A 15,795-nucleotide genomic window follows, 5' to 3' on the forward strand; every position below is an offset into this window, starting at 1 on the left:
GTAAGCTCGATCCATGAGTGTTATCCGGCCTGCCATTGTGTCCGACGTCCCCGCGATCCTGCAGATGATCCATGACCTTGCGATCTACGAGAAGGAGCCCGACGCCGTACGGAACACTCCGGAGAAGCTCACCGAGGCGCTCTTTGGCGAGAATCCGCGGGTCTTCGCACACATGGCGGAAAACGCGGCCGGCGACATCCAAGGCTTCGCCCTGTGGTTCCTGAACTACTCCACGTGGGAAGGTGTGCACGGCATCTACCTCGAAGACCTGTACGTCTCGCCCGACGCGCGGGGGCTAGGCCACGGAAAGGCGCTCTTGCAGCACTTGGCGGGGATCGCCGTCGAACGCGGCTATGCAAGGGTCGAATGGAGCGTCCTGGACTGGAACGAACCGTCCATCGGCTTCTACCGGAGCCTCGGTGCCGAACCGATGGACGGCTGGTCCACGTTCAGGCTCAGCGGCGATGCCCTTGGCACTTTCGGCAGCGGCGACAGGGTCCTGGCCCGTGGCTGAGCCAGCGACGCACACGATCCGCGCACGGCACGAGTTCCGCGGCATCCGGACCGCCGAGCACTTCTTCACCGTCCCGCTCGACCATTGGCCTGAAGCGGGCGCCGCGGAGCCGACGGAAGAAATTACTGTTTTCGCCCGCGAATTCGTCTCCGCCGAACATGCGCCCGACGACGTCGAACGGCTCCCGTGGTTGCTCTTCCTCCAAGGGGGACCCGGCGGTCGCGGAACGCGCACCACGTCGCTTTCAGGGTGGATGAAGGCGGCCGCACGTCACTTCCGCATCCTGATGCTCGACCAGCGAGGCACCGGGCTCTCCACGCCGGCCGACCGTAATACGCTGCCGCTGCGAGGGGATGCCGCCGCTCAGGCGGGCTACCTCACCCACTTCCGGGCGGATTCGATCGTTGCCGATGCCGAGCTCATCCGGAAGACCCTTCGTGCGGATCCCTGGACGGTCCTTGGACAGAGCTTCGGGGGCTTCTGCGCGCTGACATACCTGTCCTTCGCTCCGGAAGGACTCCGGGAAGTGCTCATCACCGGTGGCCTGGCCCCGCTCCACGGACCGGCAGACCGCGTGTACCGCGCAACCTTCCAGAGGGTGGCTGCGCGGAACACCGAATATTTCAGCTGGTATCCCGAGGACCGAGACGTCGTGTCCCGCATTGCGCGGCATCTTGAAACGAAGGCGGAATTCCTTCCGAGCGGCGAACGCCTGACCTCCGAGCGCTTCCAGATGGTGGGGTCGTTCCTCGGCGGAAACACCCGCGTGGATGCCCTCCACAGCCTCCTCGAGGACGCCTTTTGCCCTTCGCCTGAAGGCGAACGCCTCTCCGACCCCTTCCTGGAGCAGGTCCACGGCTTGGTGTCCCGGGGGTCCAATCCGCTCTATGCCGTCCTGCACGAGGCCATCTACGCCCAATCGGAAGCTACCGAGTGGGCGGCATGGCGTGTGCTGGGGGAATTTCCGGAGTTCAAGCCCGAAGCGGAAGAACCGCTCCTGACCGGCGAAATGGTCTACCCGTGGTATTTCGACCAGGACCCGGCCCTGGTCCCCCTTCGGGAAGTGGCAACGATCCTTGCCGAGAAGAGGGATTGGAAGCCGCTCTACGACGTCGCCCGCTTGGAAGCGAACACGGTCCCCGTAGCGGCCGCCGTGTACCAAAACGACATCTATGTGGACTTCGACTTGTCCATGGAAACCGCGGCAACAGTACGCGGCCTGCAAACCTGGACCACCGCCGATTTCCACCACGACGGCATCGGCGAAGATGGAGACGGAATCTTCAATCGCTTACTGGGGATGGTCCGCGGGCAGAGCTGAGCCACGCTGAGGCGGCGACGGCCAGGACCACGAACGCGAACACACCCCCGGAGCATGTCCCCACACGGCGGGAAGCCCCGGCCACTCACGTGTCCAGGGCTTCCCTGTTGCCGTAGGCCGCTAGTGGCCGGAGACTTTGTGCATGCTCTTGCGGGAGTCTTCCTCGAGCCGCGCGTCCAGCTTGGATTTGCTTGCGGCCGGGGTCAGGAGGCTCGCGACGACAGCAACGACGATAGTGCCGACGATGACGGCCAGGGACGCGTACGTCGGGATCTCCGGAGCCCATTCAATGTGCTGGCCTCCGTTGATGAACGGCAATTCGTTCACATGCATGGCGTGCAGAACCAGCTTGACGCCGATGAACGCCAGAATGACCGACAGAGCGTGCTTGAGGTACACGAGCCGGGTCATGAGTCCGCCGAGCAGGAAGTACAACTGGCGGAGGCCCATCAGGGCGAAAATGTTGGCCGTGAAGACGATGAACGCGCTTTGGGTCAGGCCGAAAATAGCGGGAATCGAATCGACGGCGAACAGGAGGTCCGTCATGCCTATGGTTACGAAGACGATCAACATGGGCGTGAAGACCTTCTTGCCGCCGACCACGGTGCGCAGCTTCCCGCCGTCGAACTTCTCCGACATCGGGACCACGCGTCGAAGGCGGGAGATAAGCGGATTTTCGGACGTGTCTTCTTCGTCTTCACCGTGGTCCGTCGCCTGCTTCCACGCGGTCCAGAGGAGGAAGGCGCCAAAGATGTAGAAGACCCAGCTGAACTGCTCAATGACCACTGCGCCGAGGCCGATGAAAATGCCGCGCAGCACCAGGGCGATGATGATGCCCACCATCAAGACCTCCTGCTGGTACTTCCTGGGTACCGAGAAGCGCGCCATGATGATGATGAAAACGAAGAGGTTGTCGATGCTCAGGCTGTACTCAGTCACCCAGCCGGCGATGAACTGGCCACCGTGCTCCGGACCTGCGAAAGCGAACATTGCACCAGCGAATACCAACGCCAAGGCAACGTAGAACGCCACCCATAGGCCGGCTTCCTTCATGGAAGGTTCGTGAGGACGTTTGAGGACCAAGAGGAGATCGACAAGGAGGATGATGCCGAGAAGGACGAGGGATCCGATCTCAAACCAAGCAGGAAGTTCCATTAAAGAACCTTTCGAGGATACGCCGAAACGGCGTAAGTCTCTCCGGCTTGAGGCCCGCTATGCCCGGCGAGGCGTCTGTGCCTTGCGTGTTGACGTACATAGCGCTTGGGATACTCCCCTACGTAGGCTCAACTTTACCTTACGCGTGACCCGCCGATTGCATCTGGCGTAGTTCGCGCTTGAGCTCTCCCACTTCATCGCGGAGCCGGGCCGCAACCTCGAACTGCAGTTCAGCCGCGGCTCCGTGCATCTGTTCGGTCAGTTGTTCGATGAGCCCGACGAGGTCTTCGGCGGGAGCGGCTGCGAGGCCGTCGCGCCGCACCGTCGCTGCTCCCTTCCCCTTTCCGCCGCGACCGGTCTTGCCTGATGCCGCAAGCAGCTCCCGGGTGTCGGCGTCTTCACGCGCAAGCTGGTCCGTGATGTCGGCGATCTTCTTACGCAGCGGCTGAGGATCGATTCCATTGTCCGTGTTGTACTTCACTTGGATGGCTCGGCGGCGGTTCGTTTCCTCGATCGCTTGCGCCATCGAATCGGTGATGCGGTCCGCGTACATGTGCACTTGGCCGGAGACGTTCCGGGCAGCACGGCCGATGGTCTGGATGAGGGACGTCGACGACCGGAGGAAGCCTTCCTTGTCCGCATCCAGGATGCTGACCAGCGATACCTCGGGGAGGTCGAGGCCTTCCCTCAAAAGGTTGATGCCGACCAGGACGTCGAAACTTCCCAAACGGAGCTCGCGGAGCAGTTCCACGCGCCGGAGGGTATCGACGTCGGAGTGCAGGTATTGCACTTTGACGCCATGGCCGAGGAGGTAGTCCGTGAGGTCTTCCGCCATGCGCTTGGTGAGTGTGGTCACCAATACGCGTTCGTCCCGTTCTACACGCGTACGGATTTCGCCAAGGAGGTCGTCGATCTGGCCCTTCGTGGGCTTCACGATCACTTCCGGATCGATCAGGCCAGTAGGACGGATGATTTGCTGGACGTAACCGTCCGCCTTCCCCAGCTCATACTTGCCAGGTGTCGCGGAAAGGTAGACGGTCTGCCCGACGCGTTCGAGGAACTCGTCCCATTTGAGGGGTCGGTTGTCCATTGCGGACGGCAACCGGAAACCGTGATCCACCAGCGTGCGCTTGCGGGACATGTCGCCTTCGTACATGGCACCGATCTGCGGAACGGTCACGTGGGATTCGTCAATGACCAGGAGGAAATCATCCGGGAAGTAGTCGAGAAGGCAGTGCGGCGCGGTGCCCGATCCGCGACCATCAATGTGGCGGGAGTAGTTCTCGATCCCGTTGCAGAACCCCATTTGCTGCATCATTTCGAGGTCATACGTGGTGCGCATGCGCAGGCGCTGGGCCTCGACGAGCTTGTTTTGGCCTTCGAGCGCGGCGAGCCGCTCCGCGAGTTCGGCCTCGATGGAAGTGATGGCGCGGGACATCCGCTCCGGTCCCGCGACGTAGTGGGAAGCCGGGAAGATATACATCTCGGTTTCCTCGCGGATGACGTCCCCCGTGACCGGGTGCAGCGTGTAGATGTTCTCGATCTCGTCCCCGAAAAACTCCACGCGGACGGCCAATTCCTCATACATCGGAATGATCTCCACGGTGTCTCCACGCACCCGGAAAGTGCCACGGTGGAAGTCCATGTCATTACGCGTGTACTGCATCGAGACGAACTTGCGCAGGAGCTGGTCCCGATTGAGCTCGGCGCCCTTGGTGAGGGTGACCATTCCCGCGATGTATTCTTCCGGCGTGCCGAGGCCATAGATGCAGGAGACGGTAGCCACCACGACGACGTCCCGGCGGGTCAGGAGGCTGTTCGTCGCCGAGTGCCGCAGCCGCTCCACTTCCTCGTTCACGGAGGAGTCCTTCTCAATAAAGGTGTCCGTCTGGGGGACGTACGCTTCGGGCTGGTAGTAGTCGTAGTAGGAGACGAAGTACTCGACGGCGTTGTTCGGCAGCAATTCCCTGAATTCGTTGGCCAGCTGCGCAGCAAGGGTCTTGTTCTGGACCAGGACAAGCGTGGGCCGCTGGACCTGTTCCACGAGCCATGCGGTAGTGGCGCTCTTGCCCGTACCCGTGGCACCGAGGAGCACAACATCCTTCTCACCGTTGTTGATGCGCTCGGTGAGCTCCGCGATGGCGGTCGGCTGGTCTCCGGCGGGCTTGAATTCGCTGATGACCTCGAACGGCGCTACGACTCGGTTGATCTCCTGGGCAAGGCTCATGAGTCCAATGTACCCCTGCCCGCGGACAGTTACGGTCCGCGTTTTCGGGAGGCTCTGCCGCCCTTTCCGGGGCCGGTCCATGTATCGTCCAAACGCCCGATGATCGAGCGGAACATCCTGGCTCCGAACAGCACCGCAGCCACGAGCCACATCAGCCAGGCGAGCCAGAACGCCGTCGCGGGGACAAGTACCCGCCACGTGGCCGGCCGCGCTTCCGCGACGAACTCGTCCCGACCGCCCGCGAGGAACCAGAGCAAGGCCGCAGCAGCCATGAGTACGACGCCGGTCCAGGCCAACCAGCGGACAGCGCCACGGCGCTGCCCCTCAAGGTGGCGAACGATCCGTTGCTCGCGGGTCATGCGGGCCGCCTAGCTGTACTGGCCAGGGACGTTGGAGTACGACGGCGGTTCCCAGCCCGCGCGTTTCGCCCACGCGTCCATGAGCGGCCACGCCACCTCGGTGAACCACGGTTCCTTGGCGTCCGCATAGCCGGCCGTTCCGTGATCGGACATGTACGCCTGGGCGAGTTCCCTTTTCAGCCCCGCATACGCTTCCCTGGACTCCGGATTCGCCCGAAGCCAATCGCGGAAGAGCAGTGCGTAGCGCCAGCCCGGGCTCCCAAGGACGCGCACATGGACGTTCGCGGGACGACCGGGGTCGGCATTCCCATGCAGTCGCTTGATCCATGCCGAGGGATCCAGTTGGGGTGGTTTCGGAGTGTCGTGGTCCATTGACTCGCACAAGGGAAATCCTGCGGCGCCGAGGGCGGGAGCCAGGCGATCTGCCGCTTCGAGCGAAGAGACCGTGACTTGGAGATCGATGACGTCCTTCGCGGGAAGCCCTGACACTGCCGTGGATCCGATATGCTCCGCACTAAGTACGTCCGGCGACGCCTTCCGGATCCTCGCGAGCAACCGCTCCGCCTGCACCGGCCAATCAACGTCCGGCGATGCCAGCACTGGTCCGCCATCCCGGGGTGCGGGGTGGCCCGACGCGAGATTCCGGGCAAACGGTTCGAGTCGTTCCACCCACAATTTGTCGATGAGGTCCCGAACGTCCTCGACGCTTCCGGAATTGTCCACCACGATGTCCGCCGCGGCCAGCCGCTCGTCCCTGCCGGCTTGCGCGGCCATCCGGGCGACGGCCTCTTCGGCGCTCATGTTGCGGATCGACGTCATGCGCCGGATGCGTTCCTCTTCCGGGGCATCGACCACCAGTACCAGGTGGAAGTTGCTTCCTTGGCCGGTCTCGACCAGGAGGGGAATGTCCTGCACCACGATGTCCCCCGGTTTCGCCATGGAGAGCAATGCAGAGGCCTTTTCGCGCACGAGGGGGTGGACGATGCCGTTGAGCACCTCGCGGCGGTCAGGCTCGGCAAACACGATCGAACCGAGACGAGCACGGTCAAGTTGTCCCGCAGCGTCCACGATGTCTTCGCCGAACTCGGCGATGATCCTGGCAAGGCCGCGTGTGCCGGGTTCCACCACTTCCCGGGCCAGGACGTCCGCGTCGATCAGTGTTGCCCCCAACTCCTTGAGCCGGGCGGACACGAGCGATTTACCGGAAGCGATGCCGCCGGTCAGTCCAATCTTGAGCACCCCTCCACACTAGACTGGGTCGGTGGCAGAACAAGAAGAGAGCCGGGCAACCGCGTATACAACGTTGGCCGATGGCGAAGATTTCCGCCACGAACTCGAGATCAAGCGTTCACGGTTCATCACGGTGTTACGCAGGTCCCCCAACGAAGATGCCGCCCGATCCTTGGTCACGGAACTCCGCAAGGAATTCCACGACGCCGGACACCACTGCTCGGCCTTCGTCCTCGGACCGGACCGGGACGTCCAGCGTTCCAGCGACGACGGCGAACCTTCGGGGACGGCAGGCATTCCAATGCTGGAAGCCCTCATCAAACGGGAAACCCAACCAGGGGTGACCGACCTCAGCGACATAAGTGCCGTCGTCGTGCGCTATTTCGGCGGGATCCTCCTGGGCGCCGGAGGGCTGGTGCGCGCCTACTCCGAATCGGTCTCGGCGGCCTTGGATTCCGCTCCCCTGGTCCAGCGGAGGAGGCTGCGGATCTGCGCAATTCCAGTGGCCCGCCACGCAGCCGGACGGCTTGAGAACGACTTGCGATCCGCTGGTTTCGTCATGGCCGGCACAAGCTATGAATCAAGCCGCGCCGTCCTTCGCCTCGCCATCGCCGACGACGCGCAGGAAATACTCAACGCCGGCGAAAGAGTGGCCGCAATGACCGCCGGATCCTCGGAAATCCACACCGAGGGAACGGAGTGGGTGGACCTCCCCGCCTGACGCAGTTCAGCGAGGGACATGCCCATCCTTGGTTTCAAGGGCTGGACATAATCCGCGCCCTGCTGAGTCCCGCCGCGGCGCATGCCCATCTCTGGTTTCAAGGGCTGGACATAATGCCTATATGTCCGCTCCTCACGGGCAAAGCGGCGCATGTCCCTCTCGTGCTTCAAGGGCCGGACATAATCCGCACCCGACCGAGCCCCGCCGCGGGACATGCTCATCCCTGGCTTCAAGGGCTGGACATAATGCCTATATGTCCGCTCCTCACCGGTAAGGCGGCGCATGTCCCCTGGGAAACCGCAGAGAATCCGAGTTAACTGAGAACAGCGGCCCCGCTGATTCATTGCTGAATCGCAGGGACCGCTGTTCTTTATGGTCCGGATTCCCGGTGTAGTCCGGAATCCAGGGCCTGGGGCAATTAGTTGCCGGTCAGCTTCTCACGCAGTGCTGCGAGGGCTTCGTCGGACGCCAGGGTACCGGCGTTGGACTCGGCAGCAGCCGGCTCGGAGGAGTAGCTGGTTGCACCGGACTCGTTGTCGCCGGAAGCGGCAGCAGCGGCGTCGTCAGCAGCGTGCTGGGAAACCTGCTTCTTGTGGGCTTCCCAACGTGCCTGGGCGTCAGCGTACTGCTGCTCCCAAGCGGCGCGCTGTGCCTCGTAGCCCTCGAGCCATTCGTTCGACTCGGGGTCGAAGCCTTCGGGGTACTTGTAGTTGCCCTCTTCGTCGTACTCTGCGGCCATGCCGTACAGAGCCGGGTCGAACTCGGTGCTGTCGGCATCCACGCCCTCGTTGGCCTGCTTGAGGGAGAGGGAGATGCGGCGACGCTCGAGGTCGATATCGATGACCTTGACGAAGAGCTCGTCGCCAACGGAAACGACCTGCTCAGCAAGCTCAACGTGGCGGACTGCCAGCTCGGAGATGTGGACCAGGCCTTCGATGCCGTCCTCGACGCGTACGAACGCACCGAACGGAACCAGCTTGGTGACCTTACCCGGAACAACCTGGCCGAGGGCGTGGGTGCGGGCGAAGGTCTGCCACGGGTCTTCCTGCGTAGCCTTGAGGGACAGGGAGACACGCTCGCGGTCCAGATCCACTTCGAGGACCTCGACGGTGACTTCCTGGCCGACCTCGACAACCTCGGACGGGTGGTCGATGTGCTTCCAGGAGAGCTCGGAAACGTGAACCAGGCCGTCTACGCCGCCAAGGTCCACGAATGCACCGAAGTTGACGATGGAGGAAACCACACCGGGGCGAACCTGGCCCTTTTCCAGCTTGTTGAGGAACGTGGAGCGGACCTCGGACTGGGTCTGCTCGAGCCATGCACGGCGGGACAGCACAACGTTGTTGCGGTTCTTGTCCAGCTCGATGATCTTGGCTTCGATCTGCTGACCGATGTACGGAGCGAGGTCGCGGACACGGCGCATCTCGACGAGGGATGCCGGCAGGAAGCCGCGCAGGCCGATGTCGAGGATAAGACCACCCTTGACAACCTCGATGACGGTACCGGTGACAACACCGTCTTCTTCCTTGACCTTCTCGATGTCGCCCCAGGCACGCTCGTACTGAGCACGCTTCTTGGAGAGGATCAGTCGGCCTTCTTTGTCTTCCTTGGTGAGCACCAAAGCTTCGACCTGGTCACCAACGGAGACGACGTCTCCGGGGTCGACGTCGTGCTTGATGGAAAGCTCGCGGGAAGGGATGACACCTTCGGTCTTGTAACCGATGTCGAGCAGGACTTCGTCGCGGTCGACCTTGACGACGGTACCTTCGACGAGGTCGCCATCGTTGAAGTATTTGATGGTGGCGTCGACGGCTGCGAGGAAGTCCTCAGCGGTACCGATGTCGTTAATCGCGACTACGGGGGTACCGGGCTTCTCGGTGGAGGTGATGGTCATGTAGTAGGGGCTCCGTTGTGGATAGAGTATCGGTCAGGCAAACCGCCCGCTCGCCGTTCCCGGTTCGCAGGACACGGCAAAATGCCGGGTCATCCTGAATTGTGGATTGTTAAATTGCGCACACCTAGTACGCGCCCGTTCATTCTAGTCGTTCGGCTCAACAAGGGTCAAAGCGGCAACGCGTCACCAAGCCGCGCAAACGTCACGCCACGGTCGAGCAGGAAAGGCAGCACGCGCGCATAGCCTTCCGCGGTACCGCCCGTCGGCTGGTTGAAATGCGAAATCACGATCTGCCCGGCGCCACGGTTCGCCGCGATCTTACCCACTTCGTTGGCCACGACGGGGGCAGGAAAGGTCGCACCGCCGTCGCCGTTTACCGAGAAGTTCACCGGTATCAAGCCGAGCGAGCGGGTGATGGCCGCTGCGACGTCGTCGTAAAAAGCGGTTCCCGGCCGGAAGAACCGCGGGGCCTTCCCGGCCAGCTGCTGCATGGCTTCCTGGTTGCCCATGATCTCGTCATACACGTCACTGACGCTCGAAGTGCCGGCGATGCCGTAAGCCGAACGCCCGTTCACCGACAACGGCTCGTGCTTGAAGCCGTGGTTGCCGAGCTCGAACAAGGGATCCGCAGCCAGTTCCGCGGCGAGTCCCGGATTGGCCTTGATCCACCGGCCGTTCACGAACAGCGTGGCCGGAACGTTGAGTTTGCGGAGGGTCGCAAGCAGACGCTGGTCGCAATCGGTTCCGCGCGGGCCGCCGCACGCGTCGAAGGTCAGAACAGCCTGGGCCGACGCCGTATTCGTGACGACTCCGGTCACCGCGAGCCCCCATTCGACGGGCTTGCGGCTGGAATACTCAGCGACGATCTGCGCTTTCGACGGCGGTGGCGGAGGTGTGTCGTCACGCGTCACGGGAACTGCGAACGGCGTCGAAACGGGAGACGGAGCGGGTGAGGCCGAAGGCTGCGGGGAGCATGCGGCCAATGTTGTCGCGGCGAGGCCTGCGGCGGCTGCGAGGAACAGCCTCCTGGCAGGCAGGGATGAAGGGCCGGCGAGTCGGCCCCCCGGCGGGAATTCCCCCATGGAATCCTTCTAGTTGTCTGGCTTTTTGGGCGTGGGGTTGCCTAGAAATGCGTCAGGCAATGGGCTGGGCGTTCGACGGCGAACAAGTGCTGGGCGGCAAGAGATGCTCCAGGCGTATGTTCCCGGATCCGACCTGCCGAAGCCAAGGTTACCGGATTGACGGCACCCAAATAGACCGACCCCAGATCGGCGACATCCATGCTCAGGTCGGCACCCTCGCCCCGCGCCGCACGGACAGTGACAGTCCCGCCGTCGGACATGATTTCCCACGTGCCGTCGGCAAGGCCGAGGCTGTCCCGGACAGCCAGCACCAGGCGGCCGTCCGTGCCGTAGCGGCGGGCCGAGAGGGCACCGGGGACATCGAGGACACGCAGCCACAACATGTCCCGCTCGTCGGACGCTGTAACGCAGCGGGCATCGTCGAGCGCCCAGCCGAGGGGGTCCTCAGCCGGTGCATCCGGCCAGGAAACCTGGTCGACGAGGTCGATGGCTCCAAGGAACTGCCACAACTCCAGGTACCCGGTGTCCGTGGCGGCTACGAGGTCCACGATTTCCACCGTGTACGGCTTGCTGTCCCAGCCCAGGAACTTGTAGGCGACGTAGCCGTCAACAGTTCCGTCGGACCCGTAGTGCAGGGCGCACTTGATGGCTTTGTCCTCGCTGCCGTCACGGTTCATGGCGCCGGAAATATGGTGGCGATAGGATTCCTGCCGCACGATCGAACCTGGCGTACGGCTGTGAAGCTGCTCGAAGACCTCCGGCGCAAGCGAGAGGAGGACCTTCGGATCGGCAATCTCGACGCGGCCGGCGGCTTCGTGGTTGATGCGGAATCGCGGTCCCGTATCCACTTTGATGCTCCGCTCGAAGGTGGCGACGCCAAAGCCGAAGCGACCGTAGATCGAGGCCTCCGACGCGGTGAGCGCAGCCATGGCGAATCCGGACCCCTTGGCCGCAGCGAGGTCCGCCGTCATGAGGGCGCGAAGGATGCCTTGGCGGCGATGCGTTCCCCGGACAGTGACGGCGGTGATCTGGTGGGCGGGCAATTCCCGGCCGTAACCGATGTTCAGCTTGTTCGCCATCGTGCCGAACGTCGCCACTGGGAAGCCCGGATGCAGCGCGTGCAGCGGCGGTTCCTCATTGACGTAGACGCCCGTGAGCTCCCGCTTGTCCGCCTGGTACAAGGCAAGGATCTTGTCGATGAGCTCATCGCTTCGCTGCTCATCGTGGAATCCGAAACCTACCGCGCGGACCCAGTCACGGGCCTGATCGCGGCCCGTGTCCTCCGCGCCGGCGGAAGCGAAGCGCTTGATGGTGTATTTGCCGTAGGTTTCCTGGGAATCAGCCACCACCCGAGCCTAACCAGACGGAGCGGGGCACGCCACCGTGTTGGCGGCGTGCCCCGCTCCGCGGGTTTGTTGCTAGTGGCCCGCTTCGTACCAGCTCGAGCCGATGCCGATCTGCACGTCCAAAGGAACCGTCAGCTGGGCGGCGGCACCCATCTGTTCGGCGAGGAGCTTCTCGACGGCTTCGCGCTCACCCGGTGCCACCTCGATGACAAGTTCGTCATGGACCTGGAGCAGCATCCGCGACTTCAGGCCCTGGCTCGCCAGCTCGGCAGAAACACCCAACATGGCCCGTTTGATGATGTCCGCGGCCGAGCCTTGGATCGGCGAGTTCAAAGCGACCCTCTCGGCGATCTCACGGTGCTGGCGGTCCGTGCTGGTCAGGTCCGGAAGGTAGCGGCGGCGACCTTCGATCGTGGAGGTGAAGCCATCGATCCTGGCCTGCTCCACGACTCCGCGCAGGTAGTCACGCACCGCGCCGAAGCGGTCGAAGTAGTCCTTCATGAGGGTCCGTGCTTCGTCCACCGAGATTTCCAATTGCTTGGACAGGCCGAACGACGTCAGTCCGTAGGCAAGTCCATAGGACATGGCCTTGACCTTGGAGCGCATGGCACTGGTCACGTCCTCCGGAGCTACGTTGAAGATGTGCGAGCCGACGTAGCGGTGGAGGTCTTCGCCGTCCTTGTATGCCTGGATGAGCCCCTCATCCCCGGAAAGGTGGGCCATGATGCGCATTTCGATCTGCGAATAGTCCGCCGACAACAAGCACTCGTAGCCTTCGCTGACCACGAAGATCCCGCGCACCCGCCGGCCTTCCTCGCTGCGTACCGGGATGTTCTGGAGGTTGGGATTGTTCGAGGAGATGCGTCCGGTGGCCGCCACGTTTTGTGCGTAGGTGGTGTGGATGCGGCCGTCCTCGGCCACCGACTTCTTGAGTGTCTCCAGCATCTGGGCGAGCTTCGAGGATTCGCGGTGTGCCATGAGCTGGACCAGGAACTCGTGTCCGGTCTTGTCGAGAAGCGCCTTCAGCGAAGCGGCGTCCGTGGTGTAGCCGGACTTGATCTTCTTGGTCTTGGGCAAGCCGAGTTCTTCGAAGAGGACAGTCTGGAGCTGCTTGGGAGAGCCGAGGTTCACTTCGTGCCCGATTGCGGCGAAGGCCTGCTCCTGGGCGTTGTCCACCACCTTGGCAAGGTCCGTGAGCTGTTCATTCAACCGCTCGGTGGAGATCCCGATGCCCGAGAGCTCCATCTGGGCGAGGACGCGTGCCACCGGCAACTCAAGCGTCGTCAGGAGCGCCTCGGCCTTGCGCTCGGCCAGTTCCCGCTCGAAGTGCTTGCTGAGCGTGTGTACGACGGCGGCCCGCTGGACAAGCGCGGAAGCCGCGGCGCCGTCCGGAGCGTCTCCGAGTTCGAGTTCCAGTTGCCCGGTGGGGGCGGCGACCGTGTTCAGCGTGATCCGGAGGTGGTGCTGGGCCAGGTCCGCAAGTTCGTAGCTGCGCCGGTCCGGCTGGATCAAATAGCCCGAAATGGCGGTGTCGTCCACAACGCCTTCAAGACCCAGCCCACGGTGATGCAAGGCTTTGAGCGCGTCCTTGAATTCGTGCAGGACCTTCGCTTCCTCGGGATCCTGCAACCATTTCGCAACCACGGACTCGGCGGCCGCGTCGAGCGACGGAAGGCTGATGTAGGCCGCGGCATCGGCGCGCACTATGGCAAGGGCCTCGGCGTCGTCGCCGATCCGGCCGGGAACCAACTGCACGGCGACAGCGGCCCGGCTCCCGCTTCCGGCGGCGAAAAAGGCCTCAATGGCGGCCGCGTCCTCAAGTACCTGGAACTCGGGGGCATCGATGGTCTCCGCCGCGGCTCCGACGGTGTCGTCGCCGTAAAGTGCGAACAAGCGGGTGCGGAGCGTCTTGAACTCGAGGGTATCGAAGAGGGTCTCGACGTCCTGGCGGTTCGGGCGCGGTTCTTCGAGGTCGGCAAGCGTGACCGGAAGCTCGAGGTCCTTCAAGAGCTGGTTGAGGCGGCGGTTTCGTTTGACGGCATCGATGTTCTCCCGGAGGGCGCCACCGACCTTTCCGCCGATCGAATCCAGGTTCTCGAGGATTCCTTCGAGGCCGCCGTAGAGCTTGATCCACTTGGCTGCGGTCTTGGGCCCGACGCCGGGCACTCCAGCGAGGTTGTCGGCGGACTCACCCACCAGTGCGGCGAGGTCCGAGTAACGGGACGGCGGAACGAAGTACTTTTCTTCGATGGCCGCGGCGTCCATGCGCGGGATGTTGGAAACGCCTTGCTTCGGGTACAGGACAAACACGTTGTCAGTGATCAGCTGGAAGGCATCCCGGTCGCCGGAGACAAGGAGGACTTCCATCCCGGCGGCGTCGCCCTGGGCCGCGAGGGTGGCAAGGATGTCGTCGGCTTCGTAGCCGGGCATCTTGATGGTCTTGATGCCCCAGGCTTCCATGACTTGGTCGATGAGGTCGATCTGGCCGCGGAACTCCGGCGGTGTTTCGTTGCGGCCGCCTTTGTACTCGCTGTACTCGGCCTTGCGGAAGGTGGTGTCGTCCGAAACATCGAAGGCCACGGCCACGTGAGTCGGCTGCTGGTCCTTGATGAGGTTGATGAGCATGGACGTGAAGCCATGCACGGCGTTGGTGTGTTGCCCTGACGAAGTGGCGAAGTTCTCTGCCGGCAAGGCATAGAACGCCCGGAATGCCATGGAGTGCCCGTCCAGGACCAGAAGGCGCTGCCGGCCGCCCGGCGTGGTGCCCGCATTGCTTGTTGAAGGGTCTGGTGCTGTGGCCGTAGTTGTGGCCACGGGCGCTGCTGCAGGTGCTGAATCCGGTTTGGTTGTTTCGCTCACAGGTGCCAGCCTAGTTGCCATGATGGACAATTTCACGCCGGACCGGTTCGCTGACGAGTTCGACGCCGCTGGTGTTCCGCAGGAGTTGCGGGGCTGGCTTTCCCGATATGGAGTGGGCGCTCTCGTAGTGAAGATGGGCATCAAGTTCCTTGAGCTCGGTCCGGAGCGGAGCGTGGCGACCATGCCTGTGGAGGGAAACACGCAGGTCGCCGGGATCCTCCATGGCGGAGCGCACGTGGTGTTGGCGGAAACCCTGGGTTCGTTCTCGGCCGCCCTGCACGCCGGAGAAGGCAACCACGTGGTAGGAATCGAGGTGGGCGCGACCCACCACCGCGGAGTGTCCAGCGGCCTGGTCACGGGCACCTGCACGGCCATCCACCTCGGGGGCACCCTGGTGACCCACGAGATCGTCATGACAGATGAGCTGGGGCGTCGCCTATCGACGGCACGGATCACCAACATGATCCGGGAGAACAGGCACCGCTAGCAGGCCAAGCGTTTCAAGGCGGGCTGCCCCGGCTTAGCCCGTCTGGCGCGGGAACCGGTACCGCAGCTCGACCGCCGCCCCGCCCAAGGTGCGGGACGAGACCAACTCAAGTGGCGCCGTCGGGCGTTCAACGGGCAGGAGCCGCTTGCCGGAGCCCAAAGCGACGGGTATCACCGTGACGATCATCTCGTCCAGCAGGCCGGCCTTGCTGAACTGGGCCACGAGGTTTCCGCCGCCGACGAGCCAGACGTTCTTGTCGCCGGCGTCGGACACGAGGTCCGGCGCGAACTCCTTCACGTCGCCGCGCACGAACGTGACGTCGGCGCCTGGCGGGGCAGCGTACTCGTGGTGCGTGAAGATCCAGCAGGGAATGCCCGGGTACGGCCATTTGCCGGGTTCGTGGTCCATGAGCCACCGGAACGTCTGGCCGCCCATGACGATGCATCCGATGCCTGCCATGAAGTCTTCGTAGCTTTCCGTGACCCCCTCGGCTTCCTCGAACTGGAGCAACCACGCGAGATCGTCTTCGTTGGTGGCAATATATCCGTCGACGGAAGCGGCCACGTAGTACTGGAAATCCGACATGGCCTTACCCTACTC

13 protein-coding genes are annotated in these 15,795 nt (G+C 63.4%); 4 read left to right on the top strand and 9 right to left on the bottom strand.

Translation table 11 applies throughout. The features are described from left to right. Nucleotides 1-13 precede the first annotated feature (13 nt). Both ABCW42_RS12035 and ABCW42_RS12040 read left to right on the top strand, forming a co-directional pair. Nucleotides 14-514: a GNAT family N-acetyltransferase gene (locus ABCW42_RS12035; protein WP_423181472.1), complete on the top strand. Its 501-nt coding sequence runs from the start codon at nucleotides 14-16 to the stop codon at nucleotides 512-514. After that, nucleotides 465-1,835 carry an alpha/beta fold hydrolase gene (locus ABCW42_RS12040; protein ID WP_423181473.1) on the top strand — a complete coding sequence of 457 codons (1,371 nt, stop codon included), beginning with the start codon at nucleotides 465-467 and terminating at the stop codon, nucleotides 1,833-1,835. The genes ABCW42_RS12035 and ABCW42_RS12040 overlap by 50 nt, the downstream gene beginning before the upstream one ends. 120 nt (nucleotides 1,836-1,955) lie before the next feature. Here the strand turns inward: ABCW42_RS12040 and ABCW42_RS12045 are convergent, their stop codons facing one another. The 4 genes from ABCW42_RS12045 to coaE all read right to left on the bottom strand — a co-directional run bounded on the left by ABCW42_RS12045 (nucleotide 1,956) and on the right by coaE (nucleotide 6,815). Beyond that, a complete protein-coding gene (locus tag ABCW42_RS12045) occupies nucleotides 1,956-2,990 on the bottom strand; it encodes a TerC family protein (RefSeq protein ID WP_423181474.1) in 1,035 nt (344 codons plus the stop codon). A 139-nt stretch (nucleotides 2,991-3,129) separates the two neighbouring features. Further along, nucleotides 3,130-5,217 carry an excinuclease ABC subunit UvrB gene (gene uvrB / locus ABCW42_RS12050; RefSeq protein ID WP_423181475.1) on the bottom strand — a complete coding sequence of 696 codons (2,088 nt, stop codon included), beginning with the start codon at nucleotides 5,215-5,217 and terminating at the stop codon, nucleotides 3,130-3,132. A 29-nt stretch (nucleotides 5,218-5,246) separates the two neighbouring features. Beyond that, nucleotides 5,247-5,576: a hypothetical protein gene (locus ABCW42_RS12055; RefSeq protein ID WP_423181476.1), complete on the bottom strand. Its 330-nt coding sequence runs from the start codon at nucleotides 5,574-5,576 to the stop codon at nucleotides 5,247-5,249. A gap of 9 nt (nucleotides 5,577-5,585) precedes the next feature. Continuing rightward, nucleotides 5,586-6,815 carry a dephospho-CoA kinase gene (gene coaE, locus ABCW42_RS12060; protein ID WP_423181477.1) on the bottom strand — a complete coding sequence of 410 codons (1,230 nt, stop codon included), beginning with the start codon at nucleotides 6,813-6,815 and terminating at the stop codon, nucleotides 5,586-5,588. Nucleotides 6,816-6,837: 22 nt separating this feature from the next. Between coaE and ABCW42_RS12065 the strand changes: the two genes are divergently transcribed. Further along, nucleotides 6,838-7,527: an IMPACT family protein gene (locus ABCW42_RS12065; RefSeq protein ID WP_423181478.1), complete on the top strand. Its 690-nt coding sequence runs from the start codon at nucleotides 6,838-6,840 to the stop codon at nucleotides 7,525-7,527. A gap of 418 nt (nucleotides 7,528-7,945) precedes the next feature. Here ABCW42_RS12065 and rpsA read toward each other — a convergent pair whose 3' ends face one another. The 4 genes from rpsA to polA form a co-directional block, all read right to left on the bottom strand. Then, on the bottom strand, nucleotides 7,946-9,421 hold the full coding sequence (gene rpsA / locus ABCW42_RS12070; RefSeq protein WP_133203004.1) for a 30S ribosomal protein S1: 1,476 nt from the start codon (nucleotides 9,419-9,421) through the stop codon (nucleotides 7,946-7,948). 167 nt (nucleotides 9,422-9,588) lie between these two features. Further along, complete coding sequence (locus ABCW42_RS12075) at nucleotides 9,589-10,503, bottom strand: polysaccharide deacetylase family protein (protein WP_423181479.1); 915 nt, start codon at nucleotides 10,501-10,503, stop codon at nucleotides 9,589-9,591. Nucleotides 10,504-10,544: 41 nt separating this feature from the next. Beyond that, nucleotides 10,545-11,849 (bottom strand): GNAT family N-acetyltransferase, encoded by a 1,305-nt coding sequence (locus ABCW42_RS12080; protein ID WP_423181480.1) that lies wholly within the window; start codon nucleotides 11,847-11,849, stop codon nucleotides 10,545-10,547. 72 nt (nucleotides 11,850-11,921) lie between these two features. Further along, nucleotides 11,922-14,564: a DNA polymerase I gene (gene polA, locus ABCW42_RS12085; protein WP_423184877.1), complete on the bottom strand. Its 2,643-nt coding sequence runs from the start codon at nucleotides 14,562-14,564 to the stop codon at nucleotides 11,922-11,924. A gap of 163 nt (nucleotides 14,565-14,727) precedes the next feature. On the opposite strand from polA, the gene ABCW42_RS12090 reads away from it, so the two are divergent. Then, on the top strand, nucleotides 14,728-15,195 hold the full coding sequence (locus tag ABCW42_RS12090; protein ID WP_423181481.1) for a hotdog fold thioesterase: 468 nt from the start codon (nucleotides 14,728-14,730) through the stop codon (nucleotides 15,193-15,195). Between the two features lie 33 nt (nucleotides 15,196-15,228). On the opposite strand, the gene ABCW42_RS12095 is transcribed toward ABCW42_RS12090, so the two are convergent. After that, nucleotides 15,229-15,780 (bottom strand): dihydrofolate reductase family protein, encoded by a 552-nt coding sequence (locus ABCW42_RS12095; RefSeq protein WP_423181482.1) that lies wholly within the window; start codon nucleotides 15,778-15,780, stop codon nucleotides 15,229-15,231. Between the last annotated feature and the right edge of the window lie 15 nt (nucleotides 15,781-15,795).

The sequence above is a fragment of the Arthrobacter sp. NyZ413 genome (assembly GCF_049390645.1).
In the GTDB taxonomy this organism is placed as follows: domain Bacteria; phylum Actinomycetota; class Actinomycetes; order Actinomycetales; family Micrococcaceae; genus Arthrobacter.